The sequence below is a fragment of the Agarivorans sp. 2_MG-2023 genome (genome assembly GCF_030548085.1).
Taxonomy (GTDB): Bacteria; Pseudomonadota; Gammaproteobacteria; order Enterobacterales; family Celerinatantimonadaceae; genus Agarivorans.
This window is the reverse complement of the sequence record NZ_JAUORQ010000017.1, coordinates 63,223-79,393: the sequence shown is the minus strand read 5'-3', so window position 1 is coordinate 79,393 and position 16,171 is coordinate 63,223. Positions and strand designations below refer to the sequence as shown.

The 16,171-nt window shown below is 43.6% G+C and carries 12 protein-coding genes and 1 tRNA gene; 8 read left to right on the top strand and 5 right to left on the bottom strand.

The window, feature by feature from the left end:
- Positions 1 to 99 precede the first annotated feature (99 nt).
- The 3 genes from Q4549_RS19860 (at position 100) to Q4549_RS19850 (ending at position 2,544) form a co-directional block, all read left to right on the top strand.
- Positions 100 to 175, top strand: a tRNA-Lys gene (locus Q4549_RS19860).
- A 109-nt stretch (positions 176 to 284) separates the two neighbouring features.
- Positions 285 to 1,343 carry a quinolinate synthase NadA gene (nadA, locus tag Q4549_RS19855; RefSeq protein WP_303554079.1) on the top strand — a complete coding sequence of 353 codons (1,059 nt, stop codon included), beginning with the start codon at positions 285 to 287 and terminating at the stop codon, positions 1,341 to 1,343.
- 151 nt (positions 1,344 to 1,494) lie between these two features.
- The gene (locus Q4549_RS19850; RefSeq protein ID WP_137674529.1) at positions 1,495 to 2,544 is read left to right on the top strand and encodes a GMP reductase; all 1,050 of its coding nucleotides are present in this window, start codon (positions 1,495 to 1,497) and stop codon (positions 2,542 to 2,544) included.
- Positions 2,545 to 2,602: 58 nt separating this feature from the next.
- Here the strand turns inward: Q4549_RS19850 and Q4549_RS19845 are convergent, their stop codons facing one another.
- Both Q4549_RS19845 and gap read right to left on the bottom strand, forming a co-directional pair.
- Entirely contained in the window at positions 2,603 to 3,451 is an 849-nt protein-coding gene (locus Q4549_RS19845) for a D-hexose-6-phosphate mutarotase (protein WP_303554080.1), read from the bottom strand.
- Positions 3,452 to 3,517: 66 nt separating this feature from the next.
- A complete protein-coding gene (gene gap / locus Q4549_RS19840; RefSeq protein WP_303516520.1) occupies positions 3,518 to 4,513 on the bottom strand; it encodes a type I glyceraldehyde-3-phosphate dehydrogenase in 996 nt (331 codons plus the stop codon).
- Between the two features lie 316 nt (positions 4,514 to 4,829).
- On the opposite strand from gap, the gene malQ reads away from it, so the two are divergent.
- The 4 genes from malQ (at position 4,830) to msrB (ending at position 11,945) form a co-directional block, all read left to right on the top strand.
- Entirely contained in the window at positions 4,830 to 7,028 is a 2,199-nt protein-coding gene (malQ, locus tag Q4549_RS19835) for a 4-alpha-glucanotransferase (protein WP_303554082.1), read from the top strand.
- A gap of 170 nt (positions 7,029 to 7,198) precedes the next feature.
- A complete protein-coding gene (gene glgB / locus Q4549_RS19830) occupies positions 7,199 to 9,409 on the top strand; it encodes a 1,4-alpha-glucan branching protein GlgB (protein ID WP_303554084.1) in 2,211 nt (736 codons plus the stop codon).
- Between the two features lie 47 nt (positions 9,410 to 9,456).
- Positions 9,457 to 11,556: a glycogen debranching protein GlgX gene (glgX, locus tag Q4549_RS19825; RefSeq protein ID WP_303554086.1), complete on the top strand. Its 2,100-nt coding sequence runs from the start codon at positions 9,457 to 9,459 to the stop codon at positions 11,554 to 11,556.
- A gap of 5 nt (positions 11,557 to 11,561) precedes the next feature.
- On the top strand, positions 11,562 to 11,945 hold the full coding sequence (msrB, locus tag Q4549_RS19820) for a peptide-methionine (R)-S-oxide reductase MsrB (RefSeq protein WP_201798764.1): 384 nt from the start codon (positions 11,562 to 11,564) through the stop codon (positions 11,943 to 11,945).
- 10 nt (positions 11,946 to 11,955) lie between these two features.
- On the opposite strand, the gene Q4549_RS19815 is transcribed toward msrB, so the two are convergent.
- Positions 11,956 to 12,783: a DUF2989 domain-containing protein gene (locus Q4549_RS19815; RefSeq protein ID WP_303554088.1), complete on the bottom strand. Its 828-nt coding sequence runs from the start codon at positions 12,781 to 12,783 to the stop codon at positions 11,956 to 11,958.
- Between the two features lie 171 nt (positions 12,784 to 12,954).
- On the opposite strand from Q4549_RS19815, the gene Q4549_RS19810 reads away from it, so the two are divergent.
- On the top strand, positions 12,955 to 13,236 hold the full coding sequence (locus Q4549_RS19810) for a YeaC family protein (RefSeq protein WP_137674537.1): 282 nt from the start codon (positions 12,955 to 12,957) through the stop codon (positions 13,234 to 13,236).
- Here the strand turns inward: Q4549_RS19810 and ansA are convergent.
- Together ansA and sppA are read right to left on the bottom strand one after the other, a co-directional pair.
- The gene (ansA, locus tag Q4549_RS19805; RefSeq protein WP_137674538.1) at positions 13,233 to 14,243 is read right to left on the bottom strand and encodes an asparaginase; all 1,011 of its coding nucleotides are present in this window, start codon (positions 14,241 to 14,243) and stop codon (positions 13,233 to 13,235) included. The genes Q4549_RS19810 and ansA overlap by 4 nt on opposite strands.
- Positions 14,244 to 14,327: 84 nt before the next feature.
- Complete coding sequence (sppA, locus tag Q4549_RS19800; RefSeq protein WP_303554089.1) at positions 14,328 to 16,154, bottom strand: signal peptide peptidase SppA; 1,827 nt, start codon at positions 16,152 to 16,154, stop codon at positions 14,328 to 14,330.
- Between the last annotated feature and the right edge of the window lie 17 nt (positions 16,155 to 16,171).

Sequence of the window (16,171 nt, the reverse complement as noted above, 5' to 3'; positions counted from 1 at the left end):
GGTTGTTAGCTCAGTTGGTAGAGCAGTTGACTTTTAATCAATTGGTCGAAGGTTCAAATCCTTCACAACCCACCACTGCTGTTGTTGCTACATATCTACGGGTTGTTAGCTCAGTTGGTAGAGCAGTTGACTTTTAATCAATTGGTCGAAGGTTCAAATCCTTCACAACCCACCAATCTCTCCTAGCTTTTCACTGAAATAGCCACTAATTCTTTAGTCCAATAACTGCCATTCGCTTAGCTCACTGTGTATAATACTCGAATTATTTTATCTCAGATGTAGTTATGCAGCAGCTCGAATATTTTAACGAAACCATTTACCCATTTCCTCCTAAACCAGCTCCGCTTGATGATGAGCAACGTGCAGCGCATAAAGCGCGCATTAAGCAACTGCTCGTAGAAGAAGATGCTGTATTGGTGGCGCATTATTATACCGACCCTGAGATTCAAGCTTTGGCCGAGGAAACTGGTGGCTGTGTCGCCGATTCATTGGAAATGGCTCGCTTTGGTAATAACCATCCCGCAAAAACTCTCCTGGTTGCTGGCGTGCGCTTTATGGGGGAGACTGCAAAGATCCTTACCCCTGAAAAGAAAGTGATCATGCCCACCTTAGAGGCAACCTGTTCTTTGGATTTAGGGTGCCCTGAAAAAGAGTTTGCCGCGTTTTGTGATGCTCACCCTGACCATACTGTAGTGGTTTACGCTAATACGTCTGCGGCGGTAAAAGCACGTGCTGATTGGGTCGTTACCTCTAGCATTGCAGTTGATGTGGTAGAGCACTTAGACGCTGAAGGTCATAAGATTATATGGGCGCCAGATAAACACCTTGGCGGGTACGTTGCTAAGCAAACAGGCGCCGATATGTTGTTATGGCAGGGTGCCTGTATCGTGCATGACGAGTTCAAAGCAAAAGCCTTACAGCAGTTAAAACAGCAATACCCAGACGCAGCAGTATTGGTTCACCCTGAGTCTCCAGAAAGCGTTGTAGCGATGGCTGATGCAGTAGGCTCTACTAGTCAGTTGATTGCTTCTGCACAGTCTTTGCCGCATAAGAAGCTAATCGTGGCCACAGACAAAGGCATCTTCTACAAGATGCAGCAAGCTTGCCCAGATAAAGAAATGATTGAAGCGCCAACCGGTGGCAACGGTGCTACTTGTCGCTCTTGTGCGCATTGTCCGTGGATGGCGATGAATGGCTTAAAGGCTATTGAGGAAGCTTTGTTAGACGCTACTGGTAAAGAAGTGTTTGTAGATGAAGCCCTTATTGATCGGGCATTGGTACCGCTAGATCGTATGTTAGGTTTTGCAAAAAACAATCAGATAAAGGTGAAGGGGAACGCTTAAGCGTTAATCATCATATCTCAAGCCAGTCTAAGTGCTGGCTTTTTTGTGCCTGCTTGAGAGAGCGAAGAAGGGATATTATTAATGTTTTTATCATCAATAAAGGTTTGCTATACTCTTCGGGTTTTGTGCCTAATAACTAGCAGAGAAGTAGATGAGAGTTGAAACAGATATAAAGCTGGGTTTTAAAGACGTTTTAATCAAACCAAAGCGTTCAACATTAAAGAGCCGTTCGCAGGTTGTACTAGATCGGAATTTTACCTTCAAACATACTGGCAGTCAATGGGAAGGCGTACCTGTTATTGCTGCCAATATGGATACGGTAGGAACATTTGGTTTAGCAAAAGCCTTAGCCGAGCACCGAATGATGACGGCGGTACATAAGCACTACAGTATTGAGCAATGGTCTGAGTTCTTATCTGCTATGCCGGCAGACAAGATAAAGTACTTAATGGTGAGTTGTGGCACCTCGGATGCTGACTTTGAAAAAACGAAGCAAATTTTAGCGCTAAATAAAAACCTACAGTTCATCTGTGTAGATGTTGCAAATGGCTACTCTGAGTATTTTGTAAGCTTTGTTCGCAAGATGCGAGACACTTTCCAAGATAAAGTGATTGTAGCGGGTAACGTAGTTACTGGTGAGATGGTAGAAGAATTGATACTTAGCGGTGCTGATATCGTAAAAGTGGGTATTGGCCCTGGCAGTGTTTGTACTACTCGCGTTAAAACAGGGGTTGGTTACCCTCAGTTGTCGGCCATTATTGAGTGTGCTGACGCTGCTCATGGTTTAGGTGGACAAATTGTTGGTGATGGCGGTTGTACCCAAGCTGGTGACGTAGCCAAAGCATTTGGCGGCGGCGCTGACTTTGTGATGTTAGGCGGTATGTTAGCCGCTCACGAAGAGAATGGCGGCGAAGTTGTAGAGCAAGATGGCAAGAAGTTCATGAAGTTCTACGGTATGAGCTCACAAACTGCAATGGATAAGCATACCGGCGGTGTAGCCGAGTATCGTGCATCTGAAGGTAAAACGGTATTGCTTCCTTATAAAGGCAGCGTTCAGTTAACTGTTCAAGATGTGTTAGGCGGCGTACGTTCGGCGTGTACTTATGTTGGTGCGTCTGAACTTAAAGAGTTGACTAAACGGACGACGTTTATCCGAGTACAAGAGCAAGAAAACCAAGTGTTTGGCATTACTAAGGTATAAGCCCTTGTAGCCAATAACGACATAAAGCCCCAATCGCAAGCGTTGGGGCTTTGTTTTTTTAGCGTATTATTTGAACCAGCTTATGTGATTGCTGCGGTTTCACAGCTTGTGGTTGCTGGGTTATCGCTGTTTCTACACAAATAAAGTTCTCCGCACTGCTTACATCTGGCATTTTTTTTGCGAGTTTATCGCCAGGATTCCATACCACTACACTGTCGTGACCACGATGTTCTATGGTTGTTTTAGATGCCCCAAAAACTAGCTGACTGACCGATTGAGGCTGCAAATAGATGCGATCTGTTTCGTCACTTAAGGTAAAACTAGCGACATTATCTACTTTTGTGCTTGATACTGAATCAATATATTGATCGCCAAGTGATCCGATGTGTAGTTTTTTTACATCAGTAATGAAATAACTATGCAAGGCGCCAGTATATTCGAAGCTTTTTTCGCTGTGATTAGTAGTGACTAATTCGACTCGAGCTTCTGCCCCTAAAGTAAAACTACAGCTTAACGCGACTCCTGAGTCAGAGCTGCTTGGTAGCGAAAAGCTTAGGTAGCAATGCTCTTGGCTTGTGGCAATGGTGTTTAGCGTCCACAAGCTGGTTCTAGCGTAACCATGCTTAGTGTTGTTTTCGTTACCTAGATTACCGAAATTTGGCCAACAAATAGGTATACCGCCTCGTATCGCTGCCCCTTTGGTAAATAAGCTATCATCACTTAACCAAAGTTTTTCTTCGCCAGGGTTAGAGCGGTAACTCACCAAGTGGGCGCCTTGTTGGGCAATAAGAGCCTTTGCAGCAGAGTGGTCAACCCAATAGAACACCATTCCTTCGTTGTTATGTACTTCGAACACGGCATTATCTAGCTGTTTGACGACTTTGAGTTGGAGCTTTTCTAGGATCATAAATTTTACCTATAAAAAAAGCGACCCTAAGGTCGCTTTAATATTCTAGCTTAAAAGCTACATTTCTTATTTAGAGATGTGAGCAATTAGGTCTAGAACTTTGTTTGAGTAACCGATTTCGTTGTCGTACCAAGATACAACTTTAACGAATTTGTCAGTTAGAGCAACACCAGCTTTTGCATCAAATACAGAAGTTTGAGTTTCGCCGATGAAGTCTTGAGAAACAACTTGGTCTTCAGTGTAACCAAGTACTCCAGCCATTTCGCCTGCAGAAGCAGCTTTCATAGCAGCACAAATTTCTTCGTAGCTAGCAGCTTCTTTAAGGTTAACTGTTAGGTCAACTACAGAAACGTTAGCAGTAGGTACGCGGAAAGCCATACCAGTTAGTTTGCCGTTTAGCTCAGGAAGTACAACACCTACAGCTTTAGCAGCACCAGTTGAAGAAGGGATGATGTTTTGAGAAGCACCACGACCACCGCGCCAGTCTTTAGCAGAAGGACCGTCAACAGTTTTTTGAGTAGCAGTAGTAGCGTGAACAGTAGTCATAAGACCAGATTCGATGCCCCACTTGTCGTTTAGTACTTTAGCGATAGGCGCTAAACAGTTAGTAGTACAAGAAGCGTTAGAAACGATGTCTTGACCTGCGTAAGAAGCTTGGTTTACGCCCATTACGAACATAGGAGTAGCGTCTTTAGAAGGACCAGTAAGAACTACTTTTTTCGCGCCAGCAGTGATGTGCTTACGAGCAGTCTCGTCAGTTAGGAAGATACCAGTTGCTTCAGCAACTACATCTACACTAATAGCATCCCATTTTAGATCTTCTGGGTTGCGCTCAGCAGTAACGCGAACAACGTTGCCGTTTACTACTAAGTTACCGTCAACTACTTCTACGCTACCGTTGAAGCGACCGTGAGTTGAGTCATACTTAAGCATGTAAGCCATGTATTCAACGTCGATTAAGTCGTTAATGCCTACAACTTCGATGTCGTTGCGCTCAACAGAAGCACGGAATACGAAACGTCCAATACGGCCAAAACCGTTAATACCAACTTTAATTGTCATAGTGATACCTAATGTTCCTAGTGTTAACAGATGTATAATTTGGTTGTAAACTTACAACATTTTCAAATTTCTTCAAGTCGAATCGGCGATTAATTTGCGCGACATCAATTAATGCCTTAAAAATGAGCAAGCTAACATTTGCAGGAAGAAGTATTAGCTCAGAAGTAAAAAAAAACAATCAATATCACTCAATCTCAGATAAAATTAATTTAGCGAAATTTGTGCTAGATCGAAAAATCGAGCGTTAGGATGAGTACAATACACGCGCTAAAAAAACAATAATTAGTTAGATAAAAGCAATAACTCGGGAAATGTTATGTCAGATCAAATCATTGAACAGTTGGTAAAGCTTCGCGGCATTGAAACCAGCTACGTTGATGCTTGGGGAAATCCGGCGCAAGTCGTACCTGAAAGCAAATTAAAACTGTTAAAGGCGCTAGGTTATCCAGTAGATAATGCAGAGCAATTAGCACAGCGTTATGAAGAAGACGTGCTTAACTATTGGCAGCAAGTAATGCCAGTGGTAAAAGTGGTTCGTGTTGCTTCAGAATATCCACTTGAAATCCGTGTTCCTATTGAATTAGCTAACCAAGAGTTTACTTGGAAGTTAAGCACGGAGCAGGGTGAACAGTTTAAAGGGCAAATTACCCCTGTTGATGGCGAGCTAATTGAAGCTCACGCTATAAACGAAGTTGAGTATCAAGCTTACACCGTTAGCCTAAGTCTAGAATTACCTATTGGTTACCACAATTTAAGTATCTCGTTAAAAGGTGGTCGTAAGGTATTAGCTGAAACTCGTTATATTGTTGCGCCTCAAGCAGCATACATTCAGCCAGATATTGCCAACGGTAAAAAGGTATGGGGCCCAAGCGTTCAGCTTTATTGTCTTCGCACCGAAACTAACTGGGGTATTGGTGACTTCTCAGATCTACAAGTATTGGTTAAAAACATTGCTGAAAAAGGCGGTGATTTTGTTGGTTTAAATCCAATCCATTCTTTATACCCTGCTAATCCAGAAGCGGCTAGCCCTTACAGCCCATCATCTCGTCGCTGGTTGAATGTTGTTTACATCGATGTTGAAGCGATTAGTGAGTTTGCTGAGTCAGACGCAGCTGCGTTAGTAGCAAGTAGTGTTTTCCAAAATCGCTTAGAACAGCTACGTAGTAGCGAGTGGGTAGACTACACCGGTGTAACTGAAGCTAAAATTGAAGCACTTAAACTAGTCTTTAAGCAGTTCCAAACCATTCAAAAAGGCCGCACTAAGCGTGCTAATGCTTTCCGTAGTTTTATCAAAGAAGGTGGCGAGAGCTTAGCGGCTCAAGCAACTTACGATGCACTACAAGCACATTTATACGACACCATTGGCAATGCATGGGGTTGGCCAGCTTGGCCTGATGAGTACAAAGAGTACCATTTACCTGCAGTAGCCGAATGGGTTAAAGCCAACCAAGACGATGTTGATTTTTACTTATGGTTACAGTGGATTGCCGATGAGCAATTAGCCGCTGTTGACCAAGTGGCCAAAGATTCGGGTATGGCAATGGGCCTATACCGTGATTTAGCTGTAGGTGTAAGTGAAGGCAGTGTTGAGATTTGGGCAAATGGCGATCTTTACTCGCTAGATGCTAGTGTTGGCGCACCGCCAGACATCCTAGGTCCTTTAGGTCAAAAGTGGGGTTTACCTCCAATGGACCCATCGGTTCTAGAAGAACAGCAATACCAACCAATGGTTGATTTGTTCCGTTCTAACATGCGCTCTTGTGGTTCATTACGTATTGACCACGCCATGGCATTATTACGTTTATGGTTAGTGCCTGTAGAAGACTCTGCTGATAAAGGTGCTTACCTTTACTACCCAATCCAAGACCTATTAGGTATTTTGGTACTAGAAAGTCACCGTAATCAATGTCTGATTATTGGTGAAGATTTAGGTACTGTACCTGACGGCATTTTTGAAGTGCTGCAAGAAAACGGTGTGCACTCTTACCGTATTTTCTTCTTTGAGCAAGCGGAAGACGGTGGTTTTATTTCTCCAGCGCATTACCCAGAGCAAGCAATGTCTGCGGTAACCACGCATGATATGCCTACTCTTCGCGGTTTCTGGCATTGTGATGATTTAGCCTTAGGTCGCGAACTAGGTATCTACCCAGACGAAGAAGTATTGCAAAGCCTTTACCAAGATCGTCACGAGAACAAGCAGAAATTGCTTGATACCTTACACGGTCACCAGAGCATTCCAGACTACATTTCACGTGATGTGAATTGGGTGGGCATGGATAAAGGTCTGAACTACGGTATCCAAGTTCATATGGCCAAAGGTAGCTGTAACTTGTTATCTGTTCAGTTAGAAGATTGGATGGAAATGGACAAACCAGTTAACGTACCGGGCACGTCAAGCGAGTATCCAAACTGGCGCCGTAAGTTGTCTTGGAACTTAAGTGACTTATTTAATAATCACGATGTTCAACACTTAATGTACTCACTATCTGACGCTCGCGCTAAAGTTAGCAAGTAACATTGACGAAATTGTAATCAAGCGCTCCTAGGAGCGCTTTTTTTTGCCTATGAAAATGTTTTCTATCTCACTTTAATCCCTATTAATTGAGAAAAGCTTGGAGACTTGCGCTAACCTAAGCTTAAATGACCAAATCCCCTTATTCTCAGGACCTTAAGGTAACTATAATAATGAAACGATCTTTGTCTTCTCAGGTTTCTCAATTAGTTCAACAATTGTCTAGCGTTCGCTTAAGCGAACCATTTAACTCACTGGGTTTAAACGCTGTAAAAAGCGGTAAGGGTTTAGTGTTGCGAGCTTGGCAACCAGACGCTAAATCGGTCTCTGTATTGTCCCTTAAAGGTGACGTATTGGGGACCATGAGTCAGCTATCGCCGCAAGGCTTATTCGAATTAGAGCTTGACACTGACCAAGCCTTTGCATATCAACTTGAAGTCGATTTTGGTGATAACAAAATTAAAGTTATCGACCCTTATCAGTTTACTGAAGTTGCCTACGAAGGCTTAGCGACTATGTCTCATGCACCGCAAAACCTTTATCAGGTATTGGGTGCCCAAGTTAAAACCATTGAGGTTGATGGCGTCGCGGTTAAAGGTGTGCGTTTTGGGGTGTATGCGCCTAGCGCTTCAGCGGTCAGCTTAATTGGTGATTTTAATCACTGGGATGGTCGTCGTTTGCCAATGCAGCGCTCGCTAGACGGCCACTGGGTATTGTTTGTACCTGGCTTAGACGCGGGTACTAAATACAAGTATGAATTAAAAGATCGCCACGGACATTCTCTCCCACACAAAACTGACCCGGTAGGTTTCAGCTCTGAGCAATACCCGTCGTTTGCCTCTGTAGTTTGGGATCACGACCAATACCAATGGAATGATCAGGCTTGGATTGATTCGCAGAATAATGATAAACGCCATCAACCAATGAGCGTGTACGAAGTTCATTTAGGATCTTGGCGTCGTAAGATTGAAGACACAGGTAATAACTATTTGAGCTACAGAGAGCTTGCTGTAGAGCTTGTTGAATACATCAAAGAGATGGGTTACACCCATATTGAAGTATTGCCTATTTCAGAGTTCCCATTTGATGGCTCTTGGGGTTATCAACCTATTGGTCTGTTTGCGCCTACTAGCCGTTTCGGTAATCCTGATGACTTTAAATTCTTAGTCGACCAGTGCCACCAAAATGGTATCGGTGTGATTGTAGATTGGGTACCGGCGCATTTCCCTAGTGATTCACACGGCTTGGCTCAGTTTGACGGAACCCACCTATACGAATACGAAGATCCTCGCCGTGGTTGGCATAATGACTGGAACTCTTACATCTACGACTTTGGCCGGGATACGGTTCGTCAGTTCTTGGTGGCCAGCGCACTCATCTGGTTAGATAAGTTCCATGTAGATGGTCTTCGAGTTGATGCTGTTGCCTCAATGCTTTACTGGGATTATTCGCGCGAAGAAGGCGAGTGGGTGCCTAATGTAGACGGTGGCAACCACAACTACGAAGCAATTAGCCTACTAAAATGGTTTAACGAAGAAGTGTATCGCCAATATCCACATGCTATGACCATTGCTGAAGAGTCTACCGCTTTTGCCGGCGTTTCTCGTCCAACCTTTACTGGTGGATTAGGCTTTGGCTTTAAGTGGAACATGGGCTGGATGCATGATTCTTTGGACTACATGCAAAAAGACCCAGCGTTTAGAAAATATCATCATAACGAAATTACTTTTGCCATGGTGTACAACTATGACGAAAACTTTGTGTTGCCCATTTCTCACGATGAGGTGGTACATGGTAAAGGTTCGTTGCTGGGTAAAATGCCTGGAGATGAGTGGCAACAAGCCGCTAACTTACGTGCCTATACCGCATTTATGTATGCTCACCCAGGCAAGAAGTTGAACTTTATGGGTAACGAAATTGCTCAAGCCAGTGAGTGGAACCATGATACTAGCCTAGAGTGGAATGTGCTGGAGTTTCCTAAGCACAAAGGCCAGCAAGAGCTAGTTAAGCAGCTAAACAAAGTCTACCGTGGCCATCCGGCAATGTTTGAGGGTGATTACGATACCAATGGCTTTGAGTGGATTGACCATGATGATTGGGAAAAAAGCGTACTGGTATTCCAGCGTAATGCTCTCAATAGCCAAGAAAAAGTTGTTGTAGTGAGTAACTTTACACCTGTACCTCGTAACAACTACCGCTTAGCTTTACCAGAGCAAGGGCGTTACCGCATTATTCTAAATACTGACTCAGAAATGTATTGGGGCAGTAACTACGATGCCGGAATTGAATTCCAATCTGAAGCGGTTGCCAGCCATGGTCGCGAAAATTCACTGATATTAAACTTGCCACCACTATCAACATTGTATTTAATCAAAGTAGATTAAATAATTGATAACTCCCCCTGTCCAAAGCAGGGGGACCTAAGGTTTACATGTCAACAAGAAGTCAACTAAAGCCTTTACCTTTTAGCCTCAGTCAATATCAGGTGTCCCCTGGAAGAGATTTCCCCTTAGGCGCTACGCTTGATGCCAATGGATGTAACTTCGCCATTCATGCCGGTGATGCCAAACACATAGAGTTATGTTTGTTTGATGAGCAAGAAAACGAAATCTCTCGTTTAGTGTTGCCCGGCAAGCAAGGTGGTATTCGCTATGGGTATGTGGAAGGTATTAAATCCAGTCAATTTTATGCTTATCGGGTGTTCGGCAAATACCAGCCTGAACATGGCTGTTGGTATGATCCGCGAAAGTTAATTCTAGACCCTTACGCAAAAGCCATTTCTCGACCACTTATCTGGGATAGTAAAGCTTACCAGGAAGATGATGCGGACCTTATACCTAAGTGTATTGTTCGAGATGACGATTTTGATTGGCTGGGCGTAGCTAAACCTAACATCGACCGCCAAGATATGGTCATGTATGAAACTCACGTTCGTGGCTTTAGTAAACTCAACGCCAAAGTAAATAGCGACGATCGTGGCAGTTACTTAGGTATGGTGGATAGCCACAGTATCCATCATTTAAAGAGCCTCGGTATTACCTCGGTACAGTTACTGCCTACCGCAGCATTTATGTCGGAGCCTCGCTTAAAATCATTAGGCTTGAGTAACTATTGGGGTTACAACCCCATTCTGTTTATGGCGCCCGAACCGCGTTACGCCAAATCTGATGCCTTATCAGAATTTAAGACCATGGTGCGCGAATTTCATCGCAATGGTATTGAAGTGATTTTGGACGTAGTTTTTAATCACACTGCAGAATCGGGATCTGATGGTCCAACCCTTTGTTACCGTGGACTTGATAACAAAAATTATTACTTGTTTGATCAAATTGGTGACAGCCCAAATTACAGTCAATATGCCAATAATACTGGTTGTGGCAATAGCGTGAGCTTAGATCATTCAATCAGTTTACGTTTAGTATTAGACAGCCTGCGTTATTGGGTTGACGTAATGCAAGTTGACGGTTTTCGCTTCGACTTAGCGGTCAGTTTGGGCCGGGAAGATAACCACTTTTCAAGTCATGCCGCATTCTTTAAAGCCGTGGCGCAAGACCCTATTTTGTCGCGGGCTAAAATGATAGCGGAGCCTTGGGATATTGGCCCAAATGGCTACCAGCTAGGGCATTTTCCAGAGCGGTGGATGGAGTGTAACGATCGGTTCCGAGATACAAGCCGCGCATTTTGGAAAGGTGAGCACGGTTTGCTTGGTGAAATGGCCACTCGAATTATGGGCTCTCGCGACTTATTTCTCGCGAGTCGACGTAGTATCCACACCAGTGTGAACTACATTTGTTACCACGATGGTTTTACGTTAGACGATCTGGTTAGCTACGAGCAGCGTCATAATCATGCTAACGGCGAAGATAACCGTGACGGCCATGGTCATAATATCTCTGCTAACTATGGCGAAGAAGGCGATACAAAAGACAAAAAGGTACTTGCGACTAGGCGTAAACAAAAGCGTAATTTATTAGCCACTTTAATGCTTTCGCAAGGGGTACCGCATTTTCTTGGTGGGGATGAACTAAGCCGCACTCAGCAAGGCAATAACAACGCGTACTGCCAAAACAACAAAATGAGTTGGTTTAATTGGGAGTTAGATACGCATGAGCAACAATTTTTAGAGTTTTGTCAGCAGCTTATTGCACTGCGTAAACGCTCACGAGTTTTTCATTATCTTCAGCTGGAAAACGACAGTTACGAAAAATGTCACTCCCAGCATCATAGTGTTCGTTGGTATCGCCACGACGGTGACTTTATGCACCAAGAGGATTGGCATGAGTCGCATGGGTGGGCTGTAGCAGTAGAGATACGAAACCTAAGACAATCGAAAGAGCGTTGGTTATGGATTATTAACGCTAGTTCTCACGCTATTGATTTTATATTGCCTGCAGTAGAAACATCGCAACATTGGACTCAGCAAATGGATACAGCGCATGAACAAGCTATTTTCGTTAAGAAACTTAGAGACACTAAAAGTGTCAAACTAAATGCCCGTTCAATGCTGTTATTGGAACAAACAAAATCGTGACTAAAATAGTAAAAGATGAACAAGAATGGCAAGGCTTGCTTACCGAACTTGCATTTCAAGTGACAAGGAAAGGAGCAACAGAGCGTCCGTTTACCGGTACTCTGTTGCATAATAAAGAGCAGGGCATGTATCACTGCGTATGTTGTGATTTACCACTGTTTAGCTCGGTGTCGAAATTTGACTCGGGATGCGGTTGGCCGAGTTTTGACAAAATTGCTGAAAGCCGCGTAGTCACCTTTGTACGAGACCAAAGCCATAACATGGAGCGTATTGAGGTACGTTGTAGCCAATGTGATGCGCATTTGGGCCATGTCTTTAATGACGGTCCCACTGACACTGGCGAACGCTATTGTATAAACTCAGCAGCCTTAGGTTTCACTGCTGAGTAATTAACCTTGCTTATAAGCGGTATTGTCTTGTGTCTATTTGCTCGTAGATAATTGCCGCTTCATCTTTTAACATTTTTTGCTGTTCTTCAGACAACTTCAACTTGTGATTCAAACCAGAATAATCTTGCCTACTGTGATCATCAAAGTGACTGGCTATTTGTGCCCATAAATAGGCATGGCGGTAGTCTTTTAAATTCATATATTGAGACGTAATCGCTTCAGCATACTTAGCTGGAATAACCGCTTTTTCGGGAAACAACTTGAAGGCGTTTTGCAAAATGTTAATGGTTTTCTTAGCGTCCTTTCCGCTGTAATGAATTGCTAAAGTCCATTGTAAATCAGGTTGATTTAACACTGCTTGGCCTTCCAATGCCAAAAATCGGTCTCGTGCTTCAAGATCGCGATATTGGGTCCAGTGATACATCGACAAATAGGGGTGATTAGAATCACGCGTATCGTTTTCTAGACGCTGTAATTCTTCTAAAGAGGTGAGCAAACCAATAACGCGCTGAGTTTTACGAGATTTGTCGTATTTAGGTTCAATGCTGGCCGCAAGTTCTATACAAAAATTATAAGCCTGATAGTTCTTTATCAGCTCATACTGGTGTTGTTCAGTGACTTCGGTCATTTCATCGAAGCGACTTAGAATGACAGCAGAACGTTCCTTTTTACACCAGCCGTCGCGATTTAAATCTTCACAAAGCTCTGGGTTACTTTTACAAATGCTTTTTACCGAGCGACTACCAAAGCCGAACAAATCAAACCCTGCATCACATCCACTAAGTACAAGTGGTACAACTAAACATAAACTACAGCCTAGTGGCTTTAAAAAAGACAAATCATTTTCCTGAATAAATATCATTAGCAGATGTTGATAAAGGTAAGACTATCATAGATTTTTTTGATTTAGTCCATTCAAAAATCAGCATTGTTTCCTAAGTGCTTAGTTTATAGCTTGGCACTGGATCAATGGTTTGGTAATGTTTCAGTAACATTATAGGAGTGATAAATGGATGTAGAGAAGTTGTTGGCGGCAATGAGCCCCGATATTTATCAAAATATGTTAAGTGCTGTTGAAACCGGGCGATGGCCCGACGGCAACAAACTAACAGATGAACAACGCGATCATACTCAACAAATGGTTATCTTGTATCAAGCTAAGCACAACCATCAGCCCCAGCATTTTACTGTGGGTACCGATGGCGAATTAGTGATGAAATCTAAACAAGAATTAAAACGTCAATATCGAGAAGAACAAACCATCATTAGTGTTCCTCAACATAACGATTAGATACTTATCTCGCCGCGAATATCTTGGCAAAGTAGGTCGCGGATCCGCTTGCTAGGCAAGTTTTTGCTTAGCAAGTAATGTAGTTTGGCCAGCGCCGCTTCGGTAGTCATATCCCCACCACTTACCACACCCGCTTTTGCTAAGGCGTTGCCTGTGGCATATCCGTCCATATTCACCTTGCCAGTTAAACATTGGCTTAAGTTAAGCACTATAATGCCACGGTCACAGGCTTGCTCTAACAATTCGGTCATTTTTTGATGTTGCGGGGCATTTCCCACACCATAACTTAACAGTATCAAGGCTTTCACAGGCTGCTGAAGCAGGTTTGCGATGACCTCAGTGGAAATGCCTGGATAAAGACTCACAACCCCAATAGGTTGGGGAATGATCGGACTAATTTGTAAGGCGCTGATACCCGTTGGACGAATCTCTCCGGCAATAATTTCTATGTCTATTCCAGCCTTAAGCAAGGGCGGGAAATTGGGTGACATAAACGCGTCAAAGCCATCTGCATGCGCTTTAGTACTGCGATTCCCGCGCAGGAGTTTGTTGTTGAAAAACAAACAGACTTCATGAACTGGGTAGTAGGCCGCAAGGTATAAAGAATTGAGTAAGTTGGTTTGGCCGTCAGAACGAAGTTCACTCAGTGGAATTTGCGAGCCTGTTACAATTACTGGCTTACTTAGGTTCTCTAGCATAAATGAAAGTGCGGAAGCGGTGTAAGCCATGGTGTCTGTGCCGTGCAGGACAACAAAGCCGTCATACTTTTCATAATTTGCTTGAATGTCTTCAGCAATTAGCTGCCAATGCTGTGGGTCCATATCCGCAGAATCGATCAGTGGGGAAAATTCGTGAACGGTGAATTCAGGCATTTCATCACGCTGAAATTCTGGCATAGCGTCTAAACAGTCGCGCATGAAACCAGCAACTGGCACGTAGCCTCTTTCACTACGTTGCATGCCAATGGTACCGCCTGTGTAGGCAATATAGATAGATTTTCGATTCATCAGACTATAGTTCAAAAGTTTTTTGAAATTATAGTCTGATGTTAGTTCAAAGCAATCAACCGTTTAAGATTAACTGAATAGTGCTTACATTTGATCGCAAACTGCGCAGAAACTGTACTGGCCAAGAGGATCATTAAACTTATCTACAGCAGGCGCTTGCTCCGCCACTGTTTTCAATAAAGCCCAGTTTGGTATTGCAGACTCTAATGCACCAGCGATTTGCGAATCAAACAACTGGGCTATAAAGCGGTCTCGCGAGCTTAGTGGGGGTGTTAAACGCTTAACTTGGTAATCATCTAGCTCATTTAAGCTGGCCGCGTATTCTATAGCATCGTTCAGGCCGCCTAATTGATCGACAAGGCCATTATCAACGGCGTCTTGGCCGGTCCAAATTCTGCCTTCAGCAATGCTATCCATATCTTCAAGCGCAATGTCTCTGCCACTTGATACCAGTGATACAAAATCTTTATACCCGTGTTCAACATTGAGTTGAATGATCTGTTTCACTTCATCTGGTAAAGCTTGGAAAGGACTCACTTCAGCGAGGGTAGAGGTTGCGTAGCCGTCACTGTTAATGCCTAACTTAGCCAAAGCATTTTCCAAAGTAGCAAACATTCCAAAAATACCAATAGAGCCAGTAATGGTGGTTGGGCTAGCAAAAATGTAGTCAGCCGTTGATGAAATCCAATATCCGCCACTTGCGGCAACGCTGCCCATAGATACGATTACCGGTATATCTTTTTCCTGGAACTGTTGAAACTTTTCACGAATCAGTTCTGAAGCAAATGCGCTACCACCAGGGCTGTCTACTCGTACCACTAACGCTTTTACCTGTTCGTCTTCAAGCGCTTGATTAAGCTGAGCAATAACGGTATCGGCAGCAATCACGTTTTCTTGGCCACTACCACCAACAATGGCACCTTGAGCAACAATAACTGCAATTGTGTTGTCGCTTGGTTCATCATTACTTAGGCCTTGTGCATACTCGCCATAGCTTCTGTTGTTGTAGCTCGAACCGTCATCTGATTCACCAAAGGTATCAATTAACAATTGTTTGGCTTGGGTACGCGTGGTGAGTTGGTCAACGAGGCCAAATTTTTCTGCGTAGCGGGCGCCATCACCATCAACTTCTTTTAAACGCGACAACAATGCTGCTGGTTCTGGCATCAAATGATCAGCCGCTAACTCGCGGTTAGTTGAAACAGTCGTTAAGTATGATTGCCAAAGTTGATCCATCCAGTGTGCTAAATCTTGTTTTGCCTCTTCCGACATGTCATTTCTAAGGTAGGGTTCTACAAATGACTTATGCGTGCCTACGCGGAAAATGTGCGTGGTAACGTCTAAATTGTCGATGGCATCTTTAAAGAACAAACGTCGAGAGTTCATGCCGCGCATTAATACTGCACCTTTAGGGTTAAGCAGTAGGCTGTCGGCAAAGCTCGCTAAATAGTATTGGTGTTGGTCGTAGTAATCTGCGTAGGCGATGATTGGTTTGCCACTGTCTTTAAAATGCAGCAGAGCTTGGCCGATAGTCGCAAGTTTAGTTTGGCTTGTACTTGGCATGCTGCCAACATCTAAAACGATGCCGGTAATGTTTGAATCGGTTCTCGCTTCATCAATCGCTTTCACTATTGTGTGTAGGTCGAACTCTTTCTCTACAGTGTTTCCTAACATTTCGTTAGTAAACTCGGCCATAGGGTTTACTCGCTGACGCTGCTCTACTATTTGTCCATCAAGGACTAAATGCAAGGCTGCCGCTGTAGGGGGCTCTGTGGGTTCAGGGCTAACACTGCTGAGGGCAATGATGACCATTACCACCATAAACAATAGAAATAAATTAACGATTAGTGAACGAATAAAGTTAAGGGTTCGCCAAAAGAAGCGGAAGATACTCTTAATCAATTTAAACACTGGGATCTACTTATAAA

Coding starts and splice junctions, on each gene's coding strand:
- nadA (WP_303554079.1), top strand. CDS start 285: ATGCAGCAGCTCGAATATTTTAACGAAACCATTTACCCATTTCCTCCT.
- Q4549_RS19850 (WP_137674529.1), top strand. CDS start 1,495: ATGAGAGTTGAAACAGATATAAAGCTGGGTTTTAAAGACGTTTTAATC.
- Q4549_RS19845 (WP_303554080.1), bottom strand. CDS start 3,451: ATGATCCTAGAAAAGCTCCAACTCAAAGTCGTCAAACAGCTAGATAAT.
- gap (WP_303516520.1), bottom strand. CDS start 4,513: ATGACAATTAAAGTTGGTATTAACGGTTTTGGCCGTATTGGACGTTTC.
- malQ (WP_303554082.1), top strand. CDS start 4,830: ATGTCAGATCAAATCATTGAACAGTTGGTAAAGCTTCGCGGCATTGAA.
- glgB (WP_303554084.1), top strand. CDS start 7,199: ATGAAACGATCTTTGTCTTCTCAGGTTTCTCAATTAGTTCAACAATTG.
- glgX (WP_303554086.1), top strand. CDS start 9,457: ATGTCAACAAGAAGTCAACTAAAGCCTTTACCTTTTAGCCTCAGTCAA.
- Q4549_RS19810 (WP_137674537.1), top strand. CDS start 12,955: ATGGATGTAGAGAAGTTGTTGGCGGCAATGAGCCCCGATATTTATCAA.
- ansA (WP_137674538.1), bottom strand. CDS start 14,243: ATGAATCGAAAATCTATCTATATTGCCTACACAGGCGGTACCATTGGC.